22 protein-coding genes are annotated in these 21,591 nt (G+C 67.3%); 10 read left to right on the top strand and 12 right to left on the bottom strand.

The window, feature by feature from the left end; all coding sequences use genetic code 11:
- Positions 1 to 59 precede the first annotated feature (59 nt).
- Positions 60 to 1,826 carry a bifunctional metallophosphatase/5'-nucleotidase gene (locus tag ABT006_RS25060; RefSeq protein WP_350710167.1) on the top strand — a complete coding sequence of 589 codons (1,767 nt, stop codon included), beginning with the start codon at positions 60 to 62 and terminating at the stop codon, positions 1,824 to 1,826.
- A gap of 375 nt (positions 1,827 to 2,201) precedes the next feature.
- On the opposite strand, the gene ABT006_RS25055 is transcribed toward ABT006_RS25060, so the two are convergent.
- On the bottom strand, positions 2,202 to 2,735 hold the full coding sequence (locus tag ABT006_RS25055) for a hypothetical protein (protein WP_350710166.1): 534 nt from the start codon (positions 2,733 to 2,735) through the stop codon (positions 2,202 to 2,204).
- A 455-nt stretch (positions 2,736 to 3,190) separates the two neighbouring features.
- Positions 3,191 to 3,532: an NADAR domain-containing protein gene (locus tag ABT006_RS25050; RefSeq protein WP_350710164.1), complete on the bottom strand. Its 342-nt coding sequence runs from the start codon at positions 3,530 to 3,532 to the stop codon at positions 3,191 to 3,193.
- 242 nt (positions 3,533 to 3,774) lie between these two features.
- Here ABT006_RS25050 and ABT006_RS25045 point away from each other — a divergent pair, with 242 nt between their 5' ends.
- Together ABT006_RS25045 and ABT006_RS25040 are read left to right on the top strand one after the other, a co-directional pair.
- Entirely contained in the window at positions 3,775 to 5,784 is a 2,010-nt protein-coding gene (locus ABT006_RS25045) for a DUF8224 domain-containing phage-derived protein (protein ID WP_350710187.1), read from the top strand.
- Between the two features lie 31 nt (positions 5,785 to 5,815).
- Positions 5,816 to 6,211, top strand: coding sequence for a hypothetical protein (locus ABT006_RS25040; protein ID WP_350710162.1), 396 nt, complete (start codon positions 5,816 to 5,818; stop codon positions 6,209 to 6,211).
- Between the two features lie 185 nt (positions 6,212 to 6,396).
- On the opposite strand, the gene ABT006_RS25035 is transcribed toward ABT006_RS25040, so the two are convergent.
- The 4 genes from ABT006_RS25035 to ABT006_RS25020 form a co-directional block, all read right to left on the bottom strand.
- Complete coding sequence (locus tag ABT006_RS25035; protein ID WP_350710161.1) at positions 6,397 to 6,930, bottom strand: DUF4240 domain-containing protein; 534 nt, start codon at positions 6,928 to 6,930, stop codon at positions 6,397 to 6,399.
- Between the two features lie 129 nt (positions 6,931 to 7,059).
- Positions 7,060 to 7,683: a DNA topoisomerase IV subunit B family protein gene (locus ABT006_RS25030; RefSeq protein WP_350710159.1), complete on the bottom strand. Its 624-nt coding sequence runs from the start codon at positions 7,681 to 7,683 to the stop codon at positions 7,060 to 7,062.
- Between the two features lie 391 nt (positions 7,684 to 8,074).
- Complete coding sequence (locus ABT006_RS25025) at positions 8,075 to 8,602, bottom strand: MMPL family transporter (RefSeq protein WP_350710157.1); 528 nt, start codon at positions 8,600 to 8,602, stop codon at positions 8,075 to 8,077.
- A gap of 272 nt (positions 8,603 to 8,874) precedes the next feature.
- On the bottom strand, positions 8,875 to 9,351 hold the full coding sequence (locus tag ABT006_RS25020; RefSeq protein WP_350710155.1) for a DUF6326 family protein: 477 nt from the start codon (positions 9,349 to 9,351) through the stop codon (positions 8,875 to 8,877).
- A 186-nt stretch (positions 9,352 to 9,537) separates the two neighbouring features.
- Here ABT006_RS25020 and ABT006_RS25015 point away from each other — a divergent pair, with 186 nt between their 5' ends.
- From ABT006_RS25015 to ABT006_RS25000, 4 genes are all read left to right on the top strand, one after another.
- Entirely contained in the window at positions 9,538 to 10,671 is a 1,134-nt protein-coding gene (locus ABT006_RS25015) for a sensor histidine kinase (RefSeq protein ID WP_350710154.1), read from the top strand.
- Positions 10,668 to 11,324: a response regulator gene (locus ABT006_RS25010; protein WP_350710152.1), complete on the top strand. Its 657-nt coding sequence runs from the start codon at positions 10,668 to 10,670 to the stop codon at positions 11,322 to 11,324. Before ABT006_RS25015 ends, ABT006_RS25010 begins: the two co-directional genes overlap by 4 nt.
- A 517-nt stretch (positions 11,325 to 11,841) precedes the next feature.
- On the top strand, positions 11,842 to 12,834 hold the full coding sequence (locus ABT006_RS25005; protein ID WP_350710151.1) for a hypothetical protein: 993 nt from the start codon (positions 11,842 to 11,844) through the stop codon (positions 12,832 to 12,834).
- Between the two features lie 158 nt (positions 12,835 to 12,992).
- Complete coding sequence (locus ABT006_RS25000) at positions 12,993 to 13,385, top strand: hypothetical protein (RefSeq protein WP_350710149.1); 393 nt, start codon at positions 12,993 to 12,995, stop codon at positions 13,383 to 13,385.
- Positions 13,386 to 13,571: 186 nt separating this feature from the next.
- Here the strand turns inward: ABT006_RS25000 and ABT006_RS24995 are convergent, their stop codons facing one another.
- Together ABT006_RS24995 and ABT006_RS24990 are read right to left on the bottom strand one after the other, a co-directional pair.
- Positions 13,572 to 14,150, bottom strand: a complete 579-nt coding sequence (locus ABT006_RS24995; RefSeq protein ID WP_350710147.1) for a DinB family protein — start codon at positions 14,148 to 14,150, stop codon at positions 13,572 to 13,574.
- Positions 14,151 to 14,328: 178 nt separating this feature from the next.
- Positions 14,329 to 15,060: a class I SAM-dependent methyltransferase gene (locus ABT006_RS24990; protein ID WP_350710145.1), complete on the bottom strand. Its 732-nt coding sequence runs from the start codon at positions 15,058 to 15,060 to the stop codon at positions 14,329 to 14,331.
- An 808-nt stretch (positions 15,061 to 15,868) separates the two neighbouring features.
- On the opposite strand from ABT006_RS24990, the gene ABT006_RS24985 reads away from it, so the two are divergent.
- Together ABT006_RS24985 and ABT006_RS24980 are read left to right on the top strand one after the other, a co-directional pair.
- Positions 15,869 to 16,129 carry a hypothetical protein gene (locus ABT006_RS24985; RefSeq protein WP_350710143.1) on the top strand — a complete coding sequence of 87 codons (261 nt, stop codon included), beginning with the start codon at positions 15,869 to 15,871 and terminating at the stop codon, positions 16,127 to 16,129.
- A 224-nt stretch (positions 16,130 to 16,353) separates the two neighbouring features.
- Positions 16,354 to 16,737, top strand: coding sequence for a hypothetical protein (locus ABT006_RS24980; RefSeq protein ID WP_350710141.1), 384 nt, complete (start codon positions 16,354 to 16,356; stop codon positions 16,735 to 16,737).
- Positions 16,738 to 16,888: 151 nt separating this feature from the next.
- Here ABT006_RS24980 and ABT006_RS24975 read toward each other — a convergent pair whose 3' ends face one another.
- Both ABT006_RS24975 and ABT006_RS24970 read right to left on the bottom strand, forming a co-directional pair.
- Positions 16,889 to 17,569, bottom strand: coding sequence for a HEAT repeat domain-containing protein (locus tag ABT006_RS24975; protein WP_350710139.1), 681 nt, complete (start codon positions 17,567 to 17,569; stop codon positions 16,889 to 16,891).
- 95 nt (positions 17,570 to 17,664) lie between these two features.
- The gene (locus ABT006_RS24970) at positions 17,665 to 18,537 is read right to left on the bottom strand and encodes a hypothetical protein (protein ID WP_350710137.1); all 873 of its coding nucleotides are present in this window, start codon (positions 18,535 to 18,537) and stop codon (positions 17,665 to 17,667) included.
- A 238-nt stretch (positions 18,538 to 18,775) separates the two neighbouring features.
- Here ABT006_RS24970 and ABT006_RS24965 point away from each other — a divergent pair, with 238 nt between their 5' ends.
- Entirely contained in the window at positions 18,776 to 19,345 is a 570-nt protein-coding gene (locus tag ABT006_RS24965; RefSeq protein WP_350710135.1) for a hypothetical protein, read from the top strand.
- A 229-nt stretch (positions 19,346 to 19,574) separates the two neighbouring features.
- On the opposite strand, the gene ABT006_RS24960 is transcribed toward ABT006_RS24965, so the two are convergent.
- The gene (locus ABT006_RS24960) at positions 19,575 to 19,982 is read right to left on the bottom strand and encodes a hypothetical protein (protein WP_350710133.1); all 408 of its coding nucleotides are present in this window, start codon (positions 19,980 to 19,982) and stop codon (positions 19,575 to 19,577) included.
- Positions 19,983 to 20,578: 596 nt separating this feature from the next.
- On the bottom strand, positions 20,579 to 21,565 hold the full coding sequence (locus ABT006_RS24955) for a transcriptional regulator TrmB (protein ID WP_350710131.1): 987 nt from the start codon (positions 21,563 to 21,565) through the stop codon (positions 20,579 to 20,581).
- Positions 21,566 to 21,591: the final 26 nt, after the last annotated feature.

The following is a 21,591-nucleotide window of genomic DNA, read 5'->3' as shown; positions in this document are numbered from 1 at the left end:
GCCTGCACAGCAGATTGCCCTGTCGTTGCACTGCTCTCTTCCCGGAAAAGGGTCCTTGCATGTCCAAACGCCTCGCAGGCGTAGTCCTGACCGCCTTCCTCTCAGCGACATTCGTCGCTCCGACCGCTACAGCAGCGGCCAGCGACCCAACTTATGACCCCACGAATCAGGCCAACCCGATCGATGTCCAGGTCCTGGCCATCACCGATCTCCACGGCTACCTCGCGCCGACAACCGGTGCTGATGCAACCTTGCCAACGGCTGACGGGCAGACCCTGACCGTCGGTGGCGGCGCCTTCCTGTCCGCGCACCTTGACCGCGCGGCAAGTGGCCAGGCCAACTCAATCCGAGTGTCGAACGGCGACAACTTCAGTGGATGGCCCTGGCAGGTCATGTTCAGCCGGGACGAGGCGACGATCGAGTACCTCAACCACATTGGCCTCGACGTGAGCTCGGTCGGCAATCATGAGGTCGACGTGTCGCTCGACTTCCTGACTCCGCACATGACCGACGGTGAGTGCCTTGGCGAGCCAGGTGTCGACAGCTGCTTCCCGACGTCGACCGGCGAGCCATTCACGGGAGCTCGGTTCCCCTTCCTGGCGGCGAACCTGCGCACCGCTCCGACCGGGCAGCGGCCGCTGGCGTCCTCATGGGTGGACACCGTCCGCGGGGCCGACGGGTCCGAGGCTCGAGTCGGCTTCATCGGTGTGATGCCGCCGGACACAGAGCGGGTGTTTTCCTCCTATCAGGTCGGAGGGCTCGTCACAACCGATTTGGCGGCCGCGGTCGACAGATCGGCGGCCGAACTGCAGGCGGACGGCGCGGAGGCGATCGTCCTCCTCGCACACGAGGGCGCGACGAACCGCGCGACGTACGAAGCCTGCGACACGGCCGGTGGACCGATCATGAGGCTCGCCGAGCAGGTCACCCCAGCAGTTGACGTCGTCATTGGCGGACACTGGCACTCCGCGGCGACCTGTACCGTGACCGACCCAGCTGGACAGCAGCGCCCGGTGCTCACCCCGGGCCACCACGGCCGAACGTTCGGGGACATCCGGTTCCAGATCGACCCTTCCACGGGTGACGTCCTCCGTTCGTCGCTGAGCGCGCGCAACGTGCCGGTAACGCGGGACATCGCGCCCGATCCCGAGGTGGTTTCAATGGTGCAACACTGGGAAGCGTGGGCGGCCCGACGCTGGGCCGAGCCCATCGGGACGGTAACCGAGGACATCACGCGGGCCCGCGACGAATCGGGCGAGAGCGCCATGGGAAACTTGGTGGCGGACGCCTATAGGGACATCGGGACGTGGTCGTCGCCAGGCGGCGCGGATCTGGCCTTGACCGATCCTTCTCATGTCCGCAACCCGCTGACGTATGCCGCCGGGGCGAACCCCGCAGACAGCAACGGTACCGTCCTGTTCGGCGAGAGTTGGTCGGCGACGGGGCGCGCGGGCTCCATCGTTACCGTGTCGGTCTCCGGGCACGACCTGCGCGAGGCCTTCGAGCAGCAGTGGCAGGGCTCGACCTTTGTGCCGCTGTCGGTCTCCGACAACGTCGAAGTCAGCATCGATCCCTGGCTGCTAGCCGGTGAGAGGGTCGTGCAAGTGACTGTCGACGGCAAACCCATCAAGCCCAACCGCAACTACCGCGTGGCTATGCCCTCCCGGCTCGCCCTCGGACTCGACGGCTTCCCCGCCCTCAAGAGCGAGGTCAACCCGACACGCAGCGACATGGATTACTGGGCGTTCCAGCAGTGGATGGAGCGTCAGGACACACTCAGCGCCCCAGCAACCGATCGAGTGCACACCACCACACCCGTCGGCTGACCCGTCGCGGAGCGGGCCCGACCTGCCGAACTCGGGCTCGCTCCATCGACCGTCCTGCCGAATCAGCGCGCGGCGCACCGCCAAGTAGAGGAGCAAAGGCAGCTGGGAGGAGCGGATCAGCGTCGGCGCTAGGAGTTCGCGTTCGTGGGTGGTCGCGTCGGTGCGGTCGCACCAAAAGACCCATACATCGGTCCTCCCGATCTCACCAACCGTTCCCCGTCAGCCTGACACCGCCGGTGGACAACATCGGTGAGGACATCGGTGAGGACAAGCCGGCTGCCGGCGGCTGCCGGCGATGTCGGATCTCAGGACCTCCGTGACAGATCAGTTTCAGGACGTGGGTGACACGTCAGTCTAAACGATCTAACGGTGGGGTCACCCGACGGTGATGCCGCCGTGGCTGACGGTCTGCCTCAGCCAGTTGAGCCAGGTCACCCACAGGTCGTCCCCCTCCATCTCTGCATGCAGGCTGGGTGATGAAGCATGGTAGAGGATCAGCGCTTGCTCGATCTCCCTCGCACCTACGAGCCAGGGGCCGTTCCTCGTCAGCTTGAACTCCGGGATGCCAACCATTCCAGTGACCGTCTGGGCCGACGCCGCCCGTTCGGCCTCGAAGTAGGCGTTACGCCGGCTCTGATCGGCAGACCGCCAGTCGTCGGTGTCATCGAACGGCCAGTCGGGGAAGGGCTGCGGGGTTGCCTGGTAGGTCATGCCCGTGCGGCGCATACCGTCACGGCAGAAGGCCATGCCGGCGGTGTTCAGCAGATGGAAGTGATAGGCAGCCGCAAGCGAGTGGTACTTGTCCGTGCATCCTTGGCACAGCTCCCCGAGCTCGATGTGCGCTTGGTGGCGCGAGCGAGCGGTCGTAGCAGGTTCGCGCAGATCAGCCCACTCGAAGCTGTAGCCCATGGGACGTCCTTCGTTGTCGGCCACAGCAGCCAAGCGCTCAGCGCGATGACATCTTGCCGGGCAGCGCAGGCGGGCGGAACGTGGGCATCGACGACTTGGCGAGCCCAGGTCAGCATCACCCTCGGTCACGCTCATCTCCACCAGCACTCGGCGGAGCTCACGCAGGTCCTGATACCGATCTGTCATGCAGGTCCCGAGACCGGACAGCCGGCGGCCGGCGATGACGGGTCCCACTTGATCTGTTACACATCGACTTCACTTGAAGGGTGACAGTTGGCCGGCTTTCTCCGGGCTCGGCTGTCACGGTGCGTAACTGGCGTGCCGCCTATCGCTGGGGCATGCGATCCTCGAGACCGGTCGAGACGCGCCATCAGCGGCATGTGCGCGCGTCGCTCAGTCCTGCCGGGTCTAACGAGCGCCGACGTCAGCGGCCGATACGGAAACGCGCTCACCCTCTACGGGAGGAAGCCGGCCCGTTGAGCCACAATCTCTGACCGCACAAGCTCCAGGAGACGACCCAGCCAGTTGCGGCCTTTCGTACCACCGCTCCAGTAGGCCGAGCTGATGTTGTAGTCGATGCGGCCGTCGCCGGTCCCAAGGAGCACGTCTGCGAGTTCTTGGTATTGATTGAACTTGGCGCGCAGGATCGTGTGCATCGCGGTGAGACGAAGGTGGGGCCAGTCCTGCCTAATCGGCGCACCTCCGACGGCGCGCTCGACGCTAAGGGCTGTCGTGGTGCGGCGGATCGCCGCGCGAGCGGTCTCGTCGGTGGTGGCCAGCGCCCAGTAGGCGTGCACGGCGCTGGCCTGTCGGTGCCCGGGAAGGCAACCACAGCGTGAGTCAAGATTTACTCAACGGCGCCACCGGCCAACTGGCGGAAACTGCTGACCGCCGGCCCGGCACCCCACCGCCGTACGCGCTCCGGTCGGCTGACCGCCGGCCACCGGCGCCCGTCTGTGACCGTGCGGACAGCCGGAAACGCGTTTCTCCGATTGGCGTTCGCTGCGTAGGATCTCCGGCGATCAAGGGGGATGAAACGGTGGGCGATTTCCAGCAGTTCGTGACGGATGTGACTTCGCGCCTGTCCACGATGTCCAGGGGTGAGTTGTACGCCGTCGGCGACGGTCTCGACCGGGACTCACTCTGGCTCACCTTTCTCGATTCCTTCCCCGCCGGCACCAATCTGCGGTTCCGTGAGCGATCCGAGTACGACTGCTCGACCTGCCGCGGTTTCATCAAGCATTTCGGCAACGTCGTCGAGATCCACGACGGGCGGGTCCGTACCGTCTGGTCCGGGGTGTCGGCATCCGACCCGGTCTTCTCCGTCGTCGCCGCCGCTCTGGACGAGTTCGTTCTTTCGCTGCCGTTGTCCACCATCTTCCGGTCCAGTCAGGCGCAGTACGGGACGAAGACCACCCGAACGCTGCGCGACGGCCAGGTCGAGGTGTGGCACCACCTGCACGGCCGGGTGGAGAAGCGGCATCGCACCGAGGACGTCGGCGCGGCACAGGGCAACTTTGACGCCGCGGTGCAGGTCTTCCAGCGTGGCCTGGCCGAGCTGACCCGGCACGCTCTGGACACCGTCGTCGACCTCGTCGACGACAACGCCCTCTACCGCGGCGCGGAGCATCGCCGGGCGGTGACCGAGTTCCGCTCGCTGCAGAACCGGTGGACCCAGGCGACCGACCGGCGTGCCTTCGTCTTCGCCAACGCCATGAACCCGGCGGCCCGGTTCCGCAACACGGTGATCGGCACCCTCGTCCAGGATCTCTCCGCGGGCGTCGACCTGGAGCAGGCGGTCCGGTCGTTCGAGGCGAAGGTGGCGCCGCAGAATTACCAGCGCCCCACGGCGTTGATCACCCCGGGCATGGTCAAGGCCGCCATGAGGACCATTGCCGAGCTGGGTATCGAGGAGTCGTTGCAGCGACGGTTCGCCCGGCTGTCCGACGTGTCGGTCACCAACGTGCTGTGGGTCGACAACGACACCCAGGCACGGATGAAGGACGGCATCGAAGGGCTGCTCATGCAGGCGGCCACCACCCGGTCGTCAGGTGCGCTCCTACGCGACGCCAAGCCGGAGGAGATTCCCGTGGTCTCCTTCATGAAGGACATCCTGCCCGGCGCCGCCACCATCGACCTGTGGGTCGCCAACACCTACGAGCCGCACCTCGTCAGCCTCACCACTGGCCGGCGCCCGACTGCTCCGCGGTTGTTCAAGTGGGACAACGATTTCGGCTGGTCGTACGGCGGCAACGTCACCGACTCGATCAGGGAGAAGGTCAAGCGGGCCGGCGGCAACGTCACCGGCAAGCTGCGGGTGAGCCTGTCCTGGTTCAACCACGACGACCTAGACCTGCACGTGTTCGAACCCAACGGCGACCACATCTGGTACCAGGAGAAGCGCAACAAGCTGGACGTCGACATGAACGCGGGCGGGACGCTCTCCCGCGAGCCGGTGGAGAACGTCACCTGGACCGACCGTGTCCCCGACGGTGAGTACCGAATCGAGGTAAACCAGTACCGCAAGCGGGACAGCACCCAGGTCGGCTTCGTGATCGAGACCGAGAGCAACGGGAAGATTGAGCATTACAGCCACGAGCGCGCAGTCGGCCACAAGGAGACCGTCGAGGTGGGCCGGATGACGGTTGCCGGCGGGGTGATCACCGCTTTCCGGCCGGGTAAGGACGTGCAGCGGGGCAGTGCGGGCAAGGAGTTGTGGGGCGTCACCACGGAACAGTTCGTACCGGTGTCCACCATCATGTACTCGCCGAACTACTTCGACGACAACGAGGTCGGCAACCGGCACTACTTCTTCATCCTGAAGGGGTGCGTGAACGACCAGCCGACGCGGGGGATCTACAACGAGTTTCTCCGCAGCGACCTGCAACCTCACCGCAAGGTGTTCGAGGTTCTCGGCGACCGCACCAAGTGCGAGCCGTCTCCGGATCAGCTTTCCGGCCTCGGCTTCAGCTCCACGGTCCGCAGCTCTGTGGTCGCCAAGGTGACCATGACCGGCGGCCGGCGCCGCCTCATCAGCATCCAGTTCTGATTCCCTACCCAGATATTTCAGAGAGGCTACCGTGACCATTTTCGAGAAGGCCACACGGGAGAAGTTCCGCTATCCGTCGGTCAAGGGACTGCTGACCACGGAACAGCTGTGGGAGCTTCCGCTGACCGCCAAGTCCGGCTTCAGCCTCGATGATGTGGCCAAGGCGGTCAACGCCGAGCTCAAGGCCGTGGACACCGAGTCGTTCGTGGCCACCGAGGCCAATCCAGCCAAGGCAACCTTGGAGACCAAGCTGGAGGTCGTCAAGCACGTCATCGCCGTCCGTCTCACGGAGGACCAGGCGGCGAAGGCGGCGGCGGCCAAGAAGCTGGAGAAGGAGAAGCTGCTGGCGGTCCTGGCCCGCAAGCAGGACGCGGCCCTGGAAAACCTGACCGAGGCAGACCTACTGGCCCGTATCAACAACCTGTAGCCCGCCGACAATCAGCGTCTGCCAGCGGACCCGCGCATCGCCGAGAAGTACGGTCGCCATGCAAGACCTGTGCGGCCAGGCCGGCGCTCACGGCCACTTCTCGGCGAACTCACATCGGTACAACAGCGACCGCGACGCCCTCTCATCGGCATGACGGCGCTCCGTGGCAGATCCGCTTGACGCGACTAATCCATGAAGAGCGCGGCGAGCCTCGGCAGACGCCGACGGACCTCGCCGTCGTCCTCGAAGTCCCAGCCCTGGCCGAGCTCCGGGTATCTGCCAGTGACCGCACTGGGCAGCTCCATGCTCCCTGATACGACCGCGTATGCGTCCCATACGACGCCATACATGGATTCGCATTCAAGATCGAACCAGCCGTCGGCGGCAACGCGTTGGACCACCGGCAGGTCGGCGAGCGTATCCGGGTCTGCCACAGCGCGTTCGAACGTCTCACGCCCCTGTGTGAGCAGCCAGCCGCGGAAGTACTCGAAGCCGTCGTCGGAGCAACCGCCGTTGATCAGATAGGCCGCCTGCCACAGGTCCCACCCGTACGACTGCGCACGCAGATCCCACAGCGGCTGCGCCAGTTCCGCGATCCTGTCGGCCGGCAGGGCAGCCAGCAGCCGCAGTGTCTGCTCGGCGACGTCCTCGGCGTCCGAGGGGTCGGCCGCAGACTCCCGTGCCTTCGCCACCACGTTCCAGAACTCGTCAACACTCATGACGCGGGAGTATGGCAGCGGTCTCCGACTTCGCCGCCCACCATTCGCCGTCGTGCCCGTTCCTGACCGCCCGTCTAGCGCTCGGAGCCCTGGAATATGAGCTGGTCGCGGCAGATCCGGATGCCCGAGTCAGGCACACCGGTATTCGTTCGGGTGGCTCCGCTCTCTGCGGTCTCGGATGACGACCTTGCCGGGCCCCGTGGTGTTGGTGCAGTGCGGGCCGTGCACGTCGAGGCTGGCGAGATCGGTTGTGATCGCGGCTGAGCCGAAGTAGGCGGGATCGAGGATGTAGGCCACACGGGTGCCGGCTCCGGCGGGAGCGGAGAACTCCGCAGGTGGCTCGACCGGCCGTAGGCCGACGAGGCTCTGCCGAAAACCGCGCCCATGTCGCCAGACTTCGACGAAGGTCTGCGAACTCACGGCCGCCGCTGCGGCGCTCGACCACCGATCGCAGGTGAGTAGCGAGTCGTAGTAGCCGAACTTCGGCATGCCCCGGCCGGTCAGGATGTCCGCCTGGTCGTCGGTCACCGAGAAGGTGAGATCAGCGGTGATCTCCGCTACGACGTCGGGCGTGTGGCTCGCGGCGACCCTGGTTGCCGGATGAAACGCGTGCCCCACAACCGCGCAAAGCACCCGAGTCGCCAGACGAGGATCTTCCCTGCCTACCCCGAAATACATACCGGGCAGCTTGCGTACGGAGTCGTCGAACTCCAGGAGCGTGATCTTCGCGAGGCTGTAGTCAGGCTCCGTCACGCCACCAACGCTATCCCGGCAAGGCACGCGCGCCCATCGGCATGTCCGAACGTTGTCGCACCGGTACATGCATGGGTCGACGGATACCGGTAGTGACGGACGCGTCAGCGCCGCCGCGCGCTGCTTGCGGCCTGAGCGGATGTTCAGAGGACCAGAAGCGACGGCCGATGTAATTGAACCCTGGCGGGTGCAATCAACTCGGCTCGGGCGAGCGCGCCGTTTTGATCCCGTCTTCTCGTCGTGTGCACTGCGGCCACTGGCGACCGCGCAGGCAAGGCGTACCGCCGGCTCATCCGACGGGCGATCCCACCGGCACCGGCACCGGCACCGGCGGCACCGGCGCCAGCGCGGGGGCCGTTGCCTCCTGCCCCTCCACACGCATCTGCGGGAGCTAGCGGTCGAGCCACCCCGGCAGCCACCAGTTCGCACGGCCGAGCAGCGCCATCGTCGCCGGGACGAGGATCATCCGCACCACGGTTGCGTCGAGCGCGATCGCGACCGCCAGCCCGATCCCGATCATCTTGACGAACGGGTTCGGGTTGACCACGAAGGACAGGAAGACGGCCATCATGATCAGCGCGCCGCAGGTGATGACGTGTCCCGAGGCAGCCAGCCCGCGGGCGACGGACTCGACGTAGTCGCCGGTAGCCGCGTACGCCTCTCGGATGCGCGACAGGAGGAAGCCTCGTAGTCCATCGACAGTCCGAACAGCACGGCGAAGAAGATGGCCGGCAGCGGCGAGGCGATGAGGTAAGTGTCCTGCAGGCCGATCAGCCCGCCGAGCCAGCCCCACTGGACCACCGCGACGACGACGCCGTAGGCCGCGCCTGATGGACAGCAGGTTCCCGACCGTCGACTTGAGCGCCACAGTGACCGAATGGAACACAACCATCAGCAGCAGGAACGAGGCCGCCAACACCGCGCTGAGCAGCAGCGGCAGCGTGTCGGCTAGCTGCGGCAGCCCCGGACGCGCCTACGTTGATCCAGTGCACCGAGGCCCGTTCACGCGCTGGCCGACGCCGTCCTCGCCGCCGTGCTGTTCGTGCTCACGCTGCTGCTCACCGACGGGGCGGGCGACTCCGTGGTGCTGCGCGACGTCGGCGCCATCCCGCTCTGGATCGTGCTGCTGCTCGCGGTCGCTGTTGCCGGAGCCGCTGTCAGCGATCCCGCACACCGGGCCTGCCTCGAGCGTCACACCCGGGCCTGGGCGGGGTCGCGGCCGGCGGTGGCTCGAATGGTCCGGGGCCAGGTCCATGCGGCGCGCAGGATGAAGGCCAGGAGCAGCAGCTCGAGTCCGATGGAGAGGCCGTAGAAGTAGAAGTAGGTCCAGGACTCGCCCTCCGCGTTGTACACCGAGACGGGAATGTAGAGCGTTGCCACGACGAGGTTGGTGGCGCGGTTGACACGGGCGGGGAGTGTCGTGGAGAGCAGGATCATGAGGATCGGGATGGCCACGAGCGTGAGCGCAAGGGCGACAAAGGTTGGGCCGGTGTCGAACTCATGAACGACGCCGGCCAGGATGTCGTTGATGAAGCCGGGCTTGTATAGGGCGAGGTAGTCGACGTAGATGTAGAGGAACATGAAGCTGGCCCAGGCTGCGGCGAGCTTCGCCTGGACCGGGATGTGCGCTTCCTGGAGCGCACCGGCTGGTCTGTCGGTTCTGGTCATCACGTCTCCTGTGTGCTGGCGTCAGCCGGGTCGGCTCACTCGATGTCTTAACCATGACCAGCGTTGACGGGCGCTACATCCGCTTGCGGGCTCGAGCGGTCCTGGCCGCAGGCGCGGGACATGCGCAGTACTTTCGGCTGATCCGCCCGAGCGGCGGCCCCCTTACGTTGTCCGGGAGGGGGAAGCATGCGTGCTGGGATCTTGGCTGAGCCTCGCCCCGCACGCCCGCCGGTGCGGGTCTGGCGGGACTGGGCGCTGTCCTCGGCTCTTGTCGCGATCTCGCTTGTCGAGGTACTGCTGCGCGACGACAGGGCGTGGGCGCCGCTGCTGGTCGGTGTCAGCGTCGTGGTCGCGGCGTGCCTGCTGTGGCGACGCACGCGGCCGCTGGCCGCAGTCACCGTTGCCTTCGGAGCCGTTCTCGCGTTCGACATCGCGAGGATCGCGGTCATTGATGTCACCGGTCTGCTGGGCATCGCAGGGCTGCTTGTGTTGCCCTACGCCCTGCTGCGCTGGGGAGCAGCTCGCGAGGCTGCCCTCGGACTCGGCATCATCCTCATCTGGCTACCCGTCACCCTCGTCGCGGACCCGACCTCACCCGCGGAGAAGGTCGCCGGTTACGGCTTCTTCCTGTTCTCGGCCGCGCTCGGCGCGGCAGTGCGCTACCGCACCAGTAGCCACGACCGTGACATCGAGCAGGTGCGGCTTCACCAGCGCAACGAACTCGCCCGCGAGCTGCACGACACGGTCGGCCACCGCGTCTTGGCCATCGCCGTCCAGGCACAGGCAGGTCGCGCGCTGTCCGCCGCAGATCCGAAGCGCGCGCTGGCTACCCTGGTCACCATTGAGGAAGAGGCGTCCCGGACGCTCAAGGAGATGCGAGCCCTCGTAGGCGTGCTGCGCGACGGAACGGACGCCGATCTCGCCCCCCGGCGAGGGGTGGTGGACGTCGAACGACTCGCTCGTCCCGGCGGCGAGGTGCTGGGCGTCCGCGTGCAGGTCTCCGGTGACGTCGAGGCCGTTGAGCCAGCAGTCAGCACCGCCCTCTACCTGATCGCCGCCGAGGCGGTCACCAACGCGACCCGCCACGCCTCCGGCGCCACCCACGTCACCGTCGACGTCACCGCATCCCGCAGCCAGGTGCACCTGCGAGTGCGCGATGACGGCGAGGCGAGTACGACCAGCTCCTCGCACGCCGGCTACGGGCTGCGCGGCATGGCCGAGCGGGCGAGCCTGCTCGGCGGCACCCTCCGGGCGGGACCTGGCCCGGACGGCGGCTGGAGCGTCGACGCCTCGCTGCCTCGGACAGCGCGCGTGTCATGACCATCCGCGTGCTGGTCGCTGACGACCAGGACATCGTCAGGGCAGGGCTCTGCATGATCTTGGACGCCCAACCGGGCATCGCCGTCGTCGGCGAGGCCGCCGACGGCCGCCGGGCGATCGCCATGGCCCGTTCGCTGCGTCCCGATGTGTGCCTGCTGGACATCCGCATGCCCGAGGTCGACGGGATCGAAGCCACCCGCCAGCTCGCCGGGGCCGACGTCGCCGATCCTCTGGCCGTCGTCGTCATCACCACTTTCGACCTCGACGAGTACGTCTACGGCGCGCTGAAGGCAGGCGCCCGAGGCTTCCTCCTCAAGGACGCCGGCGCCGAGATGCTCGCCCAGGCCATCCATGCCGCCGCCCGCGGCGACGCCCTGATCGCACCGAACATCACCGCGAGGCTCCTGTCCTCCTTCGCGAGCAGCCGCTCGCGCTCGGTGCCAGCTGAGCCTGTCGAGCCGCTGACCGCTCGCGAGGAACAGGTCCTGCTGGCTGCCGCTCGCGGCCGGACCAACAGCGAGATCGGCGATGAGCTGTCTATCAGCCTCAGCACCGTCAAGACCCACATCGCCGCCCTGATGCGCAAGCTCAACGCCCGCAACCGCGTCGAGATCGTCATGTGGGCCTACGAGACACGCCGCGTCGGCACCTGATCGGCGCCCGCATACTCGAATCGCGGAAGCAGGAGCGCCGGGGGGCCGGATAAGGCGAGGAACTCACCTCGGGCGGGTTGAGTGGGCATGCCGCTGGCTTCGGGCGCACCGTCGGACGTCCGGCGGCTGTCCCTTCCTACACAGGTTGCGCCCTGCGGTGTCCCGGTCGTGTGTCACGGTGCTCGGTGCCCCGAAGGATCGACCGCCGTGTCGGCGGCGGCCGACCCGTTACGGCTCCGACATCCCGCAGGCGCGCTAGTCGTACCGATCGCCGTCGTGCACGACGACGGCAGGAACGCGGGCCCGGCGAGCCGATGGCATCGAGCGCGACGTCCGCTTCTCGGCACGTCCGGACGTCGGCGACCGGCACCGACGTCACCTCGGTGACGAGCGCTTCGCGGCAAATCCGGTTAGCGGATCCGGAACTCCGCCAGTTGCAAGTCGCCGTCCTTGCATCCGGGCCTCCCTCTGGACATGATCAAAGCATGGTTGAAAGAACGGACACCACTACCGCCTGATGAGCGGGCCAACTGCACGGCTGCGCATCTGGCGCGCCCTACCCGACCGCTACGCGGACAGGAATGTGGCAGCTTCCACGGTCGACGCCGCCGGACGCGTCATCGCGCTCCTGGTCGCTCCGGATGCGACCTGTACCGAGCGGGGAGCCGCGCTCCAGCCGTACGCCGCGACCGCGGTCGTCATCGACGGCAGCGATATCACCGAGGTCGCCATACCAGAAATCGACCTGCGGTTCCCCAAAATCGACGTCCTCGGTGACGGCTTCGTCCTGGCGGCAGCACGATGCCGGATGCCCACCGGGCCGGCGGCCACCACGGTCGCCGAACTCGAGGCACAGATCCCCCACAACGCGCGCATCGTCAACGCCGACGGCTCGATCCGGACTACCTTCCACGCCGGCGACGGCATCGAGCAACTGATGGTCGACCGGGCAGGCAACATCTGGATCAGTTACTTTGACGAGGCTTCCATCTGCGCGCCGCATCCGGTCAGGCAGAACCGCACGCAACCGCCCCACCGCACGAGTATGTCCATGCCCGGCCTCATTCGCTGGACCGCGACCGGCGACGCCGCCTGGTATGCGCCCCAAGATCGGAACGGCCCAGCAAGCTGGGTCGACTGCTACGCGCTCAACGTCGGCGCCCACCGCACCTGGGCATATCCGTACCCGGGCTTCCCACTTGTGGAGATCGACCAGGACGGGGTGCGCTGCGTACGTCGAACGCCCGTCCGCTCCGCGGGTGGCGTCATCGTTGCCGGCCAGCGTGTGGCGTTCGTGGCCGGCCAGGGACACGGCCCGCAAGCCGCCGGCCGCTACTTGGTCACCTACTCCCGAATCATCGATGGCCCGGTCGAAGCCACCACGACAGCGCCACTCCTCCTTCCCGCCGGCCACCGCCCAACCACCTGGGCACGGCGAACAGTGTGCCGGGACAACCGAATGTGGATGCAGTTCGGCGACGAACGGACCTGGTACGTCCTCACCATGTGAGCGAGTCGCCATCGGCTCGGGTGGTTTACCGAACCCCCCGACACGCACCCTTCTCGGCACGTCCGGACGGCAACCAGGTCAGCTCGGCGTGACGCTGCATAGCGCCCGCTCCGCGGCATGTGCGAATGGTGGCGTGGGCGCCGTGAGACGATCTAGGCGTGACAGAGTCCCTGCTCGACGCGTTGGTCGAGGAGCAGCTTGAATCGGTCGTCTTCGTCAGGGACTACCTGCAGCTCGACTTTGGTGACGCACGATTTACCGCCTACGTCTGGCCAGCTGTGACCGCCGGCAACACCGTCCTCGAGTTTGGTGAGCCAGGCTATCGGGATGCGCTCTGTGCGTTCATCTCGCAGGAAGTCACCGCCGTATCGGAGTCACCAGAATGTGGTCTGGTGATCAGCTTCGCCTCGGGTGAAATTGTCACCAATCCCAAGCCATCCGACCTAGATGGACCGGAGATCGCGCAGTTTGAGGTATATGACTCCATATGCCCGCTGATCGGGGTTTGGCGGCCCGGCGAGGACACCTTCGCTGGCCTCGATTGGTCGTAACTACGACGCGCTGCCCTCGGCACAAGCGGATGCCTAAACGGTCACCAGCCGTGACTCTGCGGAGCGCGGATCGCGGCAGATCCGTGCATGTGACCTTGGCTTCGGGCTGCGCCGGCCGCTGGCAGAATGCAAACGTTTCTCGGATGAATTGGACGGCATCCGCCGGGTTACGCGGGGATCGCGTCCTCAGGCGAACTCGCGTGCGGTGGATTCCAGCCTCTCGCGATAGGCGGCCCACCACGCCTCGTCGCCCTCGGCCACGTTGTCGCCGGGCCGCCGCCAGCCGACCCGGCCGTCGACCAGTTCGCGCACGATGTCGGCGTGCCCGGCGTGCCGGTTCAACTCGGCGAGCACGTGCACGAGGATGAGGTGCAGCGTCACAGGCGTGTGTCGCCACCACCGAACCGAGCCGGGCGCGTCGATCGGGAGCGTCTCGATCGTGGCGTCCGCGTGTGCCCAGACTCGGTGCCACAGGCCGATGATGTCGTCGCGGGACTCGTCGGCCGCGGCCCACATGTCCGTGTTCGGCTCGGCGTCTTCGTCCAGGCCCGCGACGGGTTCGGGAAAGGGGCGGTCGAACACCTCGCCGAAATATCCGGCGGTCACCGAGGCCACGTGCTTGACCAGCCCGAGCAGGTTCGTCCCGGTCGGCACGAGCGGGCGCCGTACGTCGTACTCAGACAGCCCGTCGAGCTTCCCGAGCAGCGCCTCGCGCGCCTCCCGCAGGTACCGATGGAGATTCGCCTTGGCGTCGAGGTCTGTCATGCCGCCCAGGATCTCACCGCCGCGCCCGCCGCGATGCCCTGTACGCCCGCGTTCCGAACCGCAGCTCTGTGGCGGTCACGCGATTGCAATTTCGGATTGCGCCATGCCCGTGTGTCGACGTCCGTCGTATCGCTGGCTGGCGTGCTACCCGCGGCACGTGCGGACGTCGCCGGTGCGGTCAGTGGTCTTCGGCGTAGTGGGAATGCACGGCGGGTTGTCCGGTGTAGTTGGCGCCAGCGCGATCGTCGGCGCCGAGGTAGCTGTACGGGAGGCGGACCTCACGGCGGCCGGTGCGGCTGATCCGGCGGCGACGGGGGTCGTAGGAGAACCCGGCGGCACGGAGTCGGGCGGTGAGGCGCTGCCCAGCGGGCCGCCCGTCAGGAAGCCGGATGCTGGACAGGTCCAGGTCGGCCACGAGCCGGCCGGTGGGAGTTAGCCAGCCGGCCGCCCGGGTCAGGACGGCGAGCTTGTCCCCGACGTAGTGCAGTCCGTGCAGACAGGTGATCAAGTCGAACGTCCGCGTTGGTGCCCAGTTGGCGACGGAGGCGCAGATCAGCTCCAGGTTCAGGGGTGGTGCCGCTACGGGATCGAAGGCGTCGACCAGGTCGACCCCGACGAGGAGTGTCCGCTCGGTCAGCCCTGCCAGACGCAGTTCCCCGGCAGCCTGGATCAGCGCCCGACCAGTGCCACAGCACAAATCCAACCAGCCAGCGGCTGCCGAAGGTTCGGCCCGACCGGCGCCGACAAGGCCGGCGGTGAGAACGTCGAGAGGGTTGAACCCCAGCTCCCGGGTGTAGCTGTTGACCCCGGACAGCTGCCGCTCGCGGTTCATGGTGCAGTTGGCCACCACCGCCGACTGTTCCAAGGCGTCGTTGCCAAGCAGTTCGAGACTGGCGCGCTGGCCGAACACGGCAACATCATCCCAGAGACAGCTCCTCAGACCGAACCCCGACCAGCGGCATGTCCTTCGTCTGATTGTGGTGCGGCTCGACCACGTCAGGTCGAGCCCTGGTATCTGGAGTCGTCCGTACCGTCGGGATCGTAGCCTTCAGCGAGGGCCCGTCGGCCTTCCGCCTGCGGGAGGTGGCGGTGCGGGCGCAGGCCGTAGCGGTGGAGCCGATGCCAGCACCCACTACCGGCGGCAGAACAACGCGCCTGCCGGGGGAGGTTGCAACCACCGCCAGTCTACCGCTGGCGACGACGTGGATCACTCGGTCGTGCGGCCCTGTCGAGCTGGGCGTCCTTCTTCTACGGTGGCATCTCGCCGGTTCTTGACGACCGATCCGGGTGGTCTCGCTGTACGCCAACGACGCCTTCCTCGCTCACTACAACAAACCCGCCCGGGCCCGGCTGCGCGGCCTGGCCCGCAACCCCGCCGTCCCCGCTGGCCTGTTGCGGCGGCTTGTCGACGAGCAATTGAAGGAGACGGAATTCGTCCTAACGTTCCGCGAGGAGTGGACCGACGAGCAGTTCGAGGCGTTGGCGACGCACCCCGACCGCAAGGTGCGCCAACTGCTGGCGCAAGCGGTGCATGTCACGCTGGACCAGCGGGCCCGGCTGGTCGAGGACCCAGAGCCCGGCGTGCTGCGGGCGCTCGCCGAAGGGCCGGACCCATTCCTCGCGTGGACGTGGACGCCGCAGCCGGCGCTGCCCACCTGGGCATACGAGCGGCTACTCGAGCGGAACCCGAGACTGGAGTTGTTCCTGGTCGACTGCCCGTGGCTGCCGCAGGTCTACACGCCTGGCTGCGGCCGACCGGATCGCCATCGACGCCGTCCGACGAGCCGCCGCTGGACCGCTGGGAGGCCGAGGCAAAGGCCCGCGACGACAACGAATGGACGCGCGCTGCCGCTGCCGCCGATCCCAGTCTGCCCACCGACCTCGTCGCCGAGCTGGCGGTGGACCCGTCGCCCGCGGTCCGGCTCGCCGTGTCGATGCGCCCCGAGCTCAGCGAGGAGCAACGTGCGGCGATCAACTAACACGTCGGACGCGACGACCGGATCCGGCCCGCCCGCTGGGCAACCGACACCCGCGATCCAGAAGTCCAGGGTCGCTGCGTTTCTCGGCGCACATCGGTCTGCGCCGCAGCATCGCTTGCAATCCCCACCTGACGCCCGACCTCATCGCCGCGCTCACCACCGATGACGACTTCGCCGTCCGGCTCCTGTTGTGCGAGCGCCATCCGGGTGTCCCCTCCGAGATCGTGCTCAACACGTACCTGGAAGCCACAACGATGACGCGATGCCGGCTGCTCACCCACCCCAGCTTCCCGCGCATCGGGCTGGCCCGGCTAGCGGACTCGCCCGACCCGCAGGCACGAGCCCTGGTGGTACTCGATCCCGAGGCAGCGCCGGAACTCATCGAGCGGCTCAGCAACGACCCGCATCCGGCGGTGCGGGGGTGGACGTCCAAAGATCCACGACTGTCACCACATCGGGTGCTCGAGCTCTTCGAAGATCCGTCAACGGCCGGCGCAGCCGCCGCAAACCCACACCTGCCGGTGTCGGTCATGTACCGCATCCTGGCCGACGCGGTCACCCTCGCCGACGAGGTCCTCGAGGGCAAACCGGCCGTGCACCTGGGCTGATGGTCACCCGACCAACTACCGGACGAGGACTGAGATGGCAGAAGGCTGCATGCATCTGCGATCCGACTGGCCGGCGGCCGGGCCCTCACTCATGCCCGGGCCGCGCACTCGATTTCGGCATGACCGCGCGTCGAGCATCACCGTACGTCCGTCATACGCTGCGAAGCCGGTCGGCGGCCAGATGCGATGCCCGTAGACGCCACCGGCTCGATGCATCGTCGATGCCGTACCACACCATGACGTGCAAGTCCTCGGCGAGTAGATCCCTCGCGAGGCCACGATCCACGAACGCTGCTAACGATCGGCCGATCTCGTCTCCCGCCACATCGACCAAGTCCTCATCGTGTGCGGCGCGCCGCAACGCGTCCAACGCACGCGGGTCGTTCCAATTCGCGAGGTCGACCGCGGCCTGGCACCGGAAATCCGGGTCCTCCGACTGGTCCAGCAGCACCGCGCACAAGCGCTCGGCGCGCCAGTCCCACCGCGGTTGCCCGGCCGCCCGCAAGCCGTCGCGCAGTTCCACGGGCGGCCGGTATCCGTGTTCTTCAACGTAATGCAGGATCATCATCGGCGCAGCGTAGATCTCCCCGCCGGGCAGGTAGTAGCGATACTCGCCATTACCCTCAAAGGCCCCGCAGAAGTCACAGTCATGCCAGCCGAGCGTGACGCTGCCGAGCCGCCGAGAGGCGGCCCTGAGCCGTTCCAACTCGGCACCAGTCATCGGCGCCCCGCCAGCGCCCTGCACCCCGTAACGGCGCCCCAGCCACCCGACAGCCCGCATCGGCAGCGGAAAGCCGAGGTAGTCGTACGGCGACAGGTCAAAGTACTCCACGCCACGATCATCCGGCATGTCTGACGTCTTCGATTGCCTTCGGTGCCGAGCGCTTCGCGGCAGATCCAGATGTGCGATCGGGCAGTCGGTCCTCCTCACACCTCTGGGAGCAACGGGGGTCCCTGGCAGTCAACGATGAGGAGTGCGGTTAGCAATGGCGCGGCCACCCCGTCCCCTTGATCACCGATGAACCGCTCAAGCGAGTCTCGGGATACGACTTCAAGCAGTTCACGAAGCCGGTACATGACATCGGTATCACGATGCACGGCCCACCACCGAGCCGCATCCATCAGGTCGATGACGGCCGACGCGTCATTGTTCAGGCATTCCCGCGCAGCGGCAAGCAATTGCTCCTCAGCCACGAGCGACGCCTGACTCACGACCGACAGATCGCGGTCCTCCCGTGCCACCAAGGCATGCACGAACAGGTCCCACTGTCGGCGGCCGATCGCCTCAGCGAACGACTTCCCGGCGAGAAAGGCCGAGGCGGCCGCCGCAGCCCGCCCGATACGTCCGCCGGACTGCGTCAATCGCCGTAGCATCGGCGGACCGACCCGCAGGAGCGCCTGTTCGAGACACGCTCCCGGGTCGACACCGACCTCGAGCCACACCCACTCTGCCACCGCAATCAGGTCGTATACGACCTCGTCACCTGCTGCGGCGTCCCCGGCAAGGAGTTGTAGCCCGCCGAACGAGCCGGCGTGCATCGACAGCCCGACCAAAGCCCACCGGGCTGTCTCGTCCAACGGATTCCGGTCCACGCATCTGTGGGCGAAGTCCTCAACCTTGTACCAGGTGGTGCGATGGTTGGTGCGGGACCAGAACTCGTCACTCCGGGGCAGCGACTCCAAACGTGACCACATGCTACGCAGTGCCCGATTCACCCGGTCGATGAGCGCGTCGTCCTCGAACACGCCACCCGCCCGCGCCAAGCCACCGCCGAGTGGACCACGATCACCGCTGCTCACTCGACGATTGTCGCAGTAGCCGGATCTCGCCATGTCCGCAAGGGAGCAGCACTGAGGCTGACCAACGCAGCGTGATCGGTACGCCGAGGCCCAGGCCCCAGCACGCACGATCGGCGGCAGATCCGTGCACAGCGAGCAAGCTCAAACGTAGGCGGGGCAACTCGGGAAGCCGATTCCGTCCATTATCATCTTCGCTCCGCTGGCGGCTGGGGCGCGGCAGTTTCACCGGGAGGGGAACGTGGCGACGGACGTTTGGGGCGTTCTGGTGGAGGCGCAGCGGCTCCCGTGGTCGTTCACGCCTTTCGAGCGTGTCGGCCCGTTGGAATTCGGCATGACGCACGACCAGGTTCAGGCTGCGGTGCAGGGTGCCCTCGGAGTCGCCGCCTGGCAGGGCACGTCGGGCGGTGACGGGTGGGCGGATTTCTGGCTTGAGCGGCGCGCTGGTGCGGAGTTCTCTGGGCCGGCGGTTACCGCCTATTACGACGCGTCGATCGGCCTCGCGGGTATCGCGGTCAATGCGCTGCGTGGCCCGCAGGTGACCCTAGAGGGGATGCGGTTGGTGGGGCAGACGCCCTCACGCGTGGAGGATGAGTTCACTGCCTATCTCGTGGCCCACAGCATGGAGTTGCGGTACTCGCAGAGCGTCGATCCGTGCTCGCCACAACTCGGGTTGGTGCTGCGGGCACAGCGAGCTGGCGACGTTGTGCTGAGCCGCCCGGTGATGGTGGCAAAGGCATGGGCTGATCCCTGCTGGGATACCAGCGAAGGCCGCATTCCGCAACGGGAGTGGAAGACCTTCGAGTGGTGACCATGCCCAGCCGCTCGCCGGCGGGCGTCCTCGTCAGCCAACTTGGGCCGTCACCACCACCACTGTTGTCAGCGCGTCGAGCGCACCAAGATCGGGTACCCGCTTCTCGGCTACGTCCGGATGCATGCGCCGCGAGCTGGTTACCTTGCGTGACGCGCGCTTCGCGGCATGAGCGTGCGCATGCCGCTGTGCTCGTTCAGTTATCTGTGGCGCCTGACAAGCGTTGCTGCTAACCGCCCCGGATAGGGGGCACCGCAAAGGGATCCGCGGGAAGGAAGCAGCCATAGTCCTGCAGTGGCTGCGGATCGTCGAGTACCACCTGTTGCAGCCAACCGGCGGGTGACAGACCGTCCGGCCGGTCGCTGACCCGAGTGCCAGGCAGGAGTCCACCGATGCCGACTGCCTCGCCGTCCACGGCGTCGGCGGCGAGGGCTCCGTCCCGATCTAGCAAGGCATATACAGCGTCGTGAACGTCGGCCACCGCCTCGGCTGCCTCGGCGCCGGTCAGACCCGGGTGACGGTCGCGCAGCGCCTGCCGCGCTGCGGCCAAGAACCGGTCCGGGTCCACCACGACGACATCGCTTCGTGTCCGGATGCTGATCGTCATGCCCGCCTTCGGTGCCACGGCGCCCGTCATACCGGGAGGGTAGGCCCAAGGGGCCGGCCGGCGGCCGAAGGCAGTGACACCACCTCGATCGATGCCCGCTCATCGACAGATCCGTGCACCGCCGGGGCAAGCGACCTTCATCAGCGTTCACGCAGAGTGACTTGGCGCTGTGTTGATATCGCGGCCTCAGCCACGGACTGGCCAGCCGTCGCTTGAGAACCGGCGTCGACCGGTCGTTTGCTCGACTGTCACGTAGCGCGCCATGGGCGGTTGAAGCTGCTCTCGCAGCTCGGCGACCTGCCGGGTGAGTTCTTTGGTTGCGGCGGTGCGCCGTTTCAAGGCGGCGGACCAGGCTGGCCTCGGTGGTGCGCTGGTGGGTGGGAACGGCGACCTGGTGGAGCGGTTGTTGATGTGAGCCCAGAGGGCTCCTGACCGTGAATCGCATGGAGCCAGTTCTCGCGGGACACGTAGTCCAGCGGCGCACTGCCCCTGGGCGCCCCGGTCAGCGGCAGAGTCGGAACAACTCGCCCTGCTGCGGATTTGGTCGACCGGCGCCGCTCCCTCGGCGAAGACCACACCCGGATGGTCTCAGAAGGTAACGTGTCCCTCCCGGGGCTGCTGTCCCGTCACGTCCAGTCGTGACGTACGGCGTACCAAGCGAGCTGCATCCGGCTCTGAGCTCCGGCCAGATCCATCAGGTGGCGCAGGCGGCGTTGCAGGGTTCGCAGGGAGAGGTCGAGCTGGGTGGCGACCGCCTGGTCGGTGAGTCCGGCCAACAGCAGAGCCAGGATTCTCCGGTCCAGCGCTGTGGGGAGGTTGGCGCGTTCGCCATGGGCATCCTCAGTGGTCAGATCACCGGATGTGGAGACGCTGAGCGGATAGGCGTGGCACCACACCAACTCGAACAGCGCGTCCATCGCCGTGAGCAGCCCGGCACGATGCAGCAGCACCGCTCCGGGCTCGTCCCCCGGCGAGACGGTCAACGGCACCAGGCCCAGTTCGGCGTCGGCCAGCACGAGCTTGATCGGCAGAGACTCGGCCACCCGCACCTCGACGCCCATACGCACTGACTCGATGGCCTGGGCAACCGCGCCAGGTTCGCCGAGCACCGCCCGGTCGACCACAACCCGGTAGCGCACGCCTTGGGCCACCATTTCCGACTCCGCCGAATTGGCGCCCATCGGTACGGCAACGGAAGGTGTGGTGACGAAGCTGCGGACCTCGGTTCGGGCGGCGTGCTGCACCTGTGCGAACCGGTGCCGGACCGCCTCGATGCCCGTGACCACCTCGATCAGCTCGCTGATGGTGCGGCCCGCGGTCGCCTTGCGATGCTCCTCGGCGAGCTCGACGAGTGCCAGTTCGGCGGTGCGCAGGGCCGCCTGCCGTTCGCTGATCAACGACCCGAGGGCGACCGCGGGTGGCGCCGCAGCGATACCGCCGTCGGGAGTGGTCTTCACCAGACCGCACGCCATCAGGTGCGCCAGCGCCGCCTCGACGGCCGGCACGGGCAGCTGCAGGACGTTACTCAGCTCGGCCGGGTTGGCCTGGGCGCGTCCGGCGAGCACGCCGTAGACCAGCTCGTCCTCGGGGCTCAGACCCAACGCACCCAGCATCGGCGGTCGCCTCCTCTCCACCGTTT

This window comes from Micromonospora sp. NPDC002717 (assembly GCF_040295705.1).
In the GTDB taxonomy this organism is placed as follows: domain Bacteria; phylum Actinomycetota; class Actinomycetes; order Mycobacteriales; family Micromonosporaceae; genus Micromonospora.
This window is presented reverse-complemented; position numbering and strand designations above follow the sequence as displayed.

Bases quoted from the DNA above. Each gene is read 5' to 3' on its own strand.
- ABT006_RS25060 (WP_350710167.1), top strand. From the start codon at position 60: ATGTCCAAACGCCTCGCAGGCGTAGTCCTGACCGCCTTCCTCTCAGCG.
- ABT006_RS25055 (WP_350710166.1), bottom strand. From the start codon at position 2,735: ATGGGCTACAGCTTCGAGTGGGCTGATCTGCGCGAACCTGCTACGACC.
- ABT006_RS25035 (WP_350710161.1), bottom strand. From the start codon at position 6,930: ATGAGTGTTGACGAGTTCTGGAACGTGGTGGCGAAGGCACGGGAGTCT.
- ABT006_RS25020 (WP_350710155.1), bottom strand. From the start codon at position 9,351: ATGACCAGAACCGACAGACCAGCCGGTGCGCTCCAGGAAGCGCACATC.
- ABT006_RS25015 (WP_350710154.1), top strand. From the start codon at position 9,538: ATGCGTGCTGGGATCTTGGCTGAGCCTCGCCCCGCACGCCCGCCGGTG.
- ABT006_RS25010 (WP_350710152.1), top strand. From the start codon at position 10,668: ATGACCATCCGCGTGCTGGTCGCTGACGACCAGGACATCGTCAGGGCA.
- ABT006_RS25005 (WP_350710151.1), top strand. From the start codon at position 11,842: ATGAGCGGGCCAACTGCACGGCTGCGCATCTGGCGCGCCCTACCCGAC.
- ABT006_RS24995 (WP_350710147.1), bottom strand. From the start codon at position 14,150: ATGACAGACCTCGACGCCAAGGCGAATCTCCATCGGTACCTGCGGGAG.
- ABT006_RS24960 (WP_350710133.1), bottom strand. From the start codon at position 19,982: ATGACGGGCGCCGTGGCACCGAAGGCGGGCATGACGATCAGCATCCGG.
- ABT006_RS24955 (WP_350710131.1), bottom strand. From the start codon at position 21,565: ATGCTGGGTGCGTTGGGTCTGAGCCCCGAGGACGAGCTGGTCTACGGC.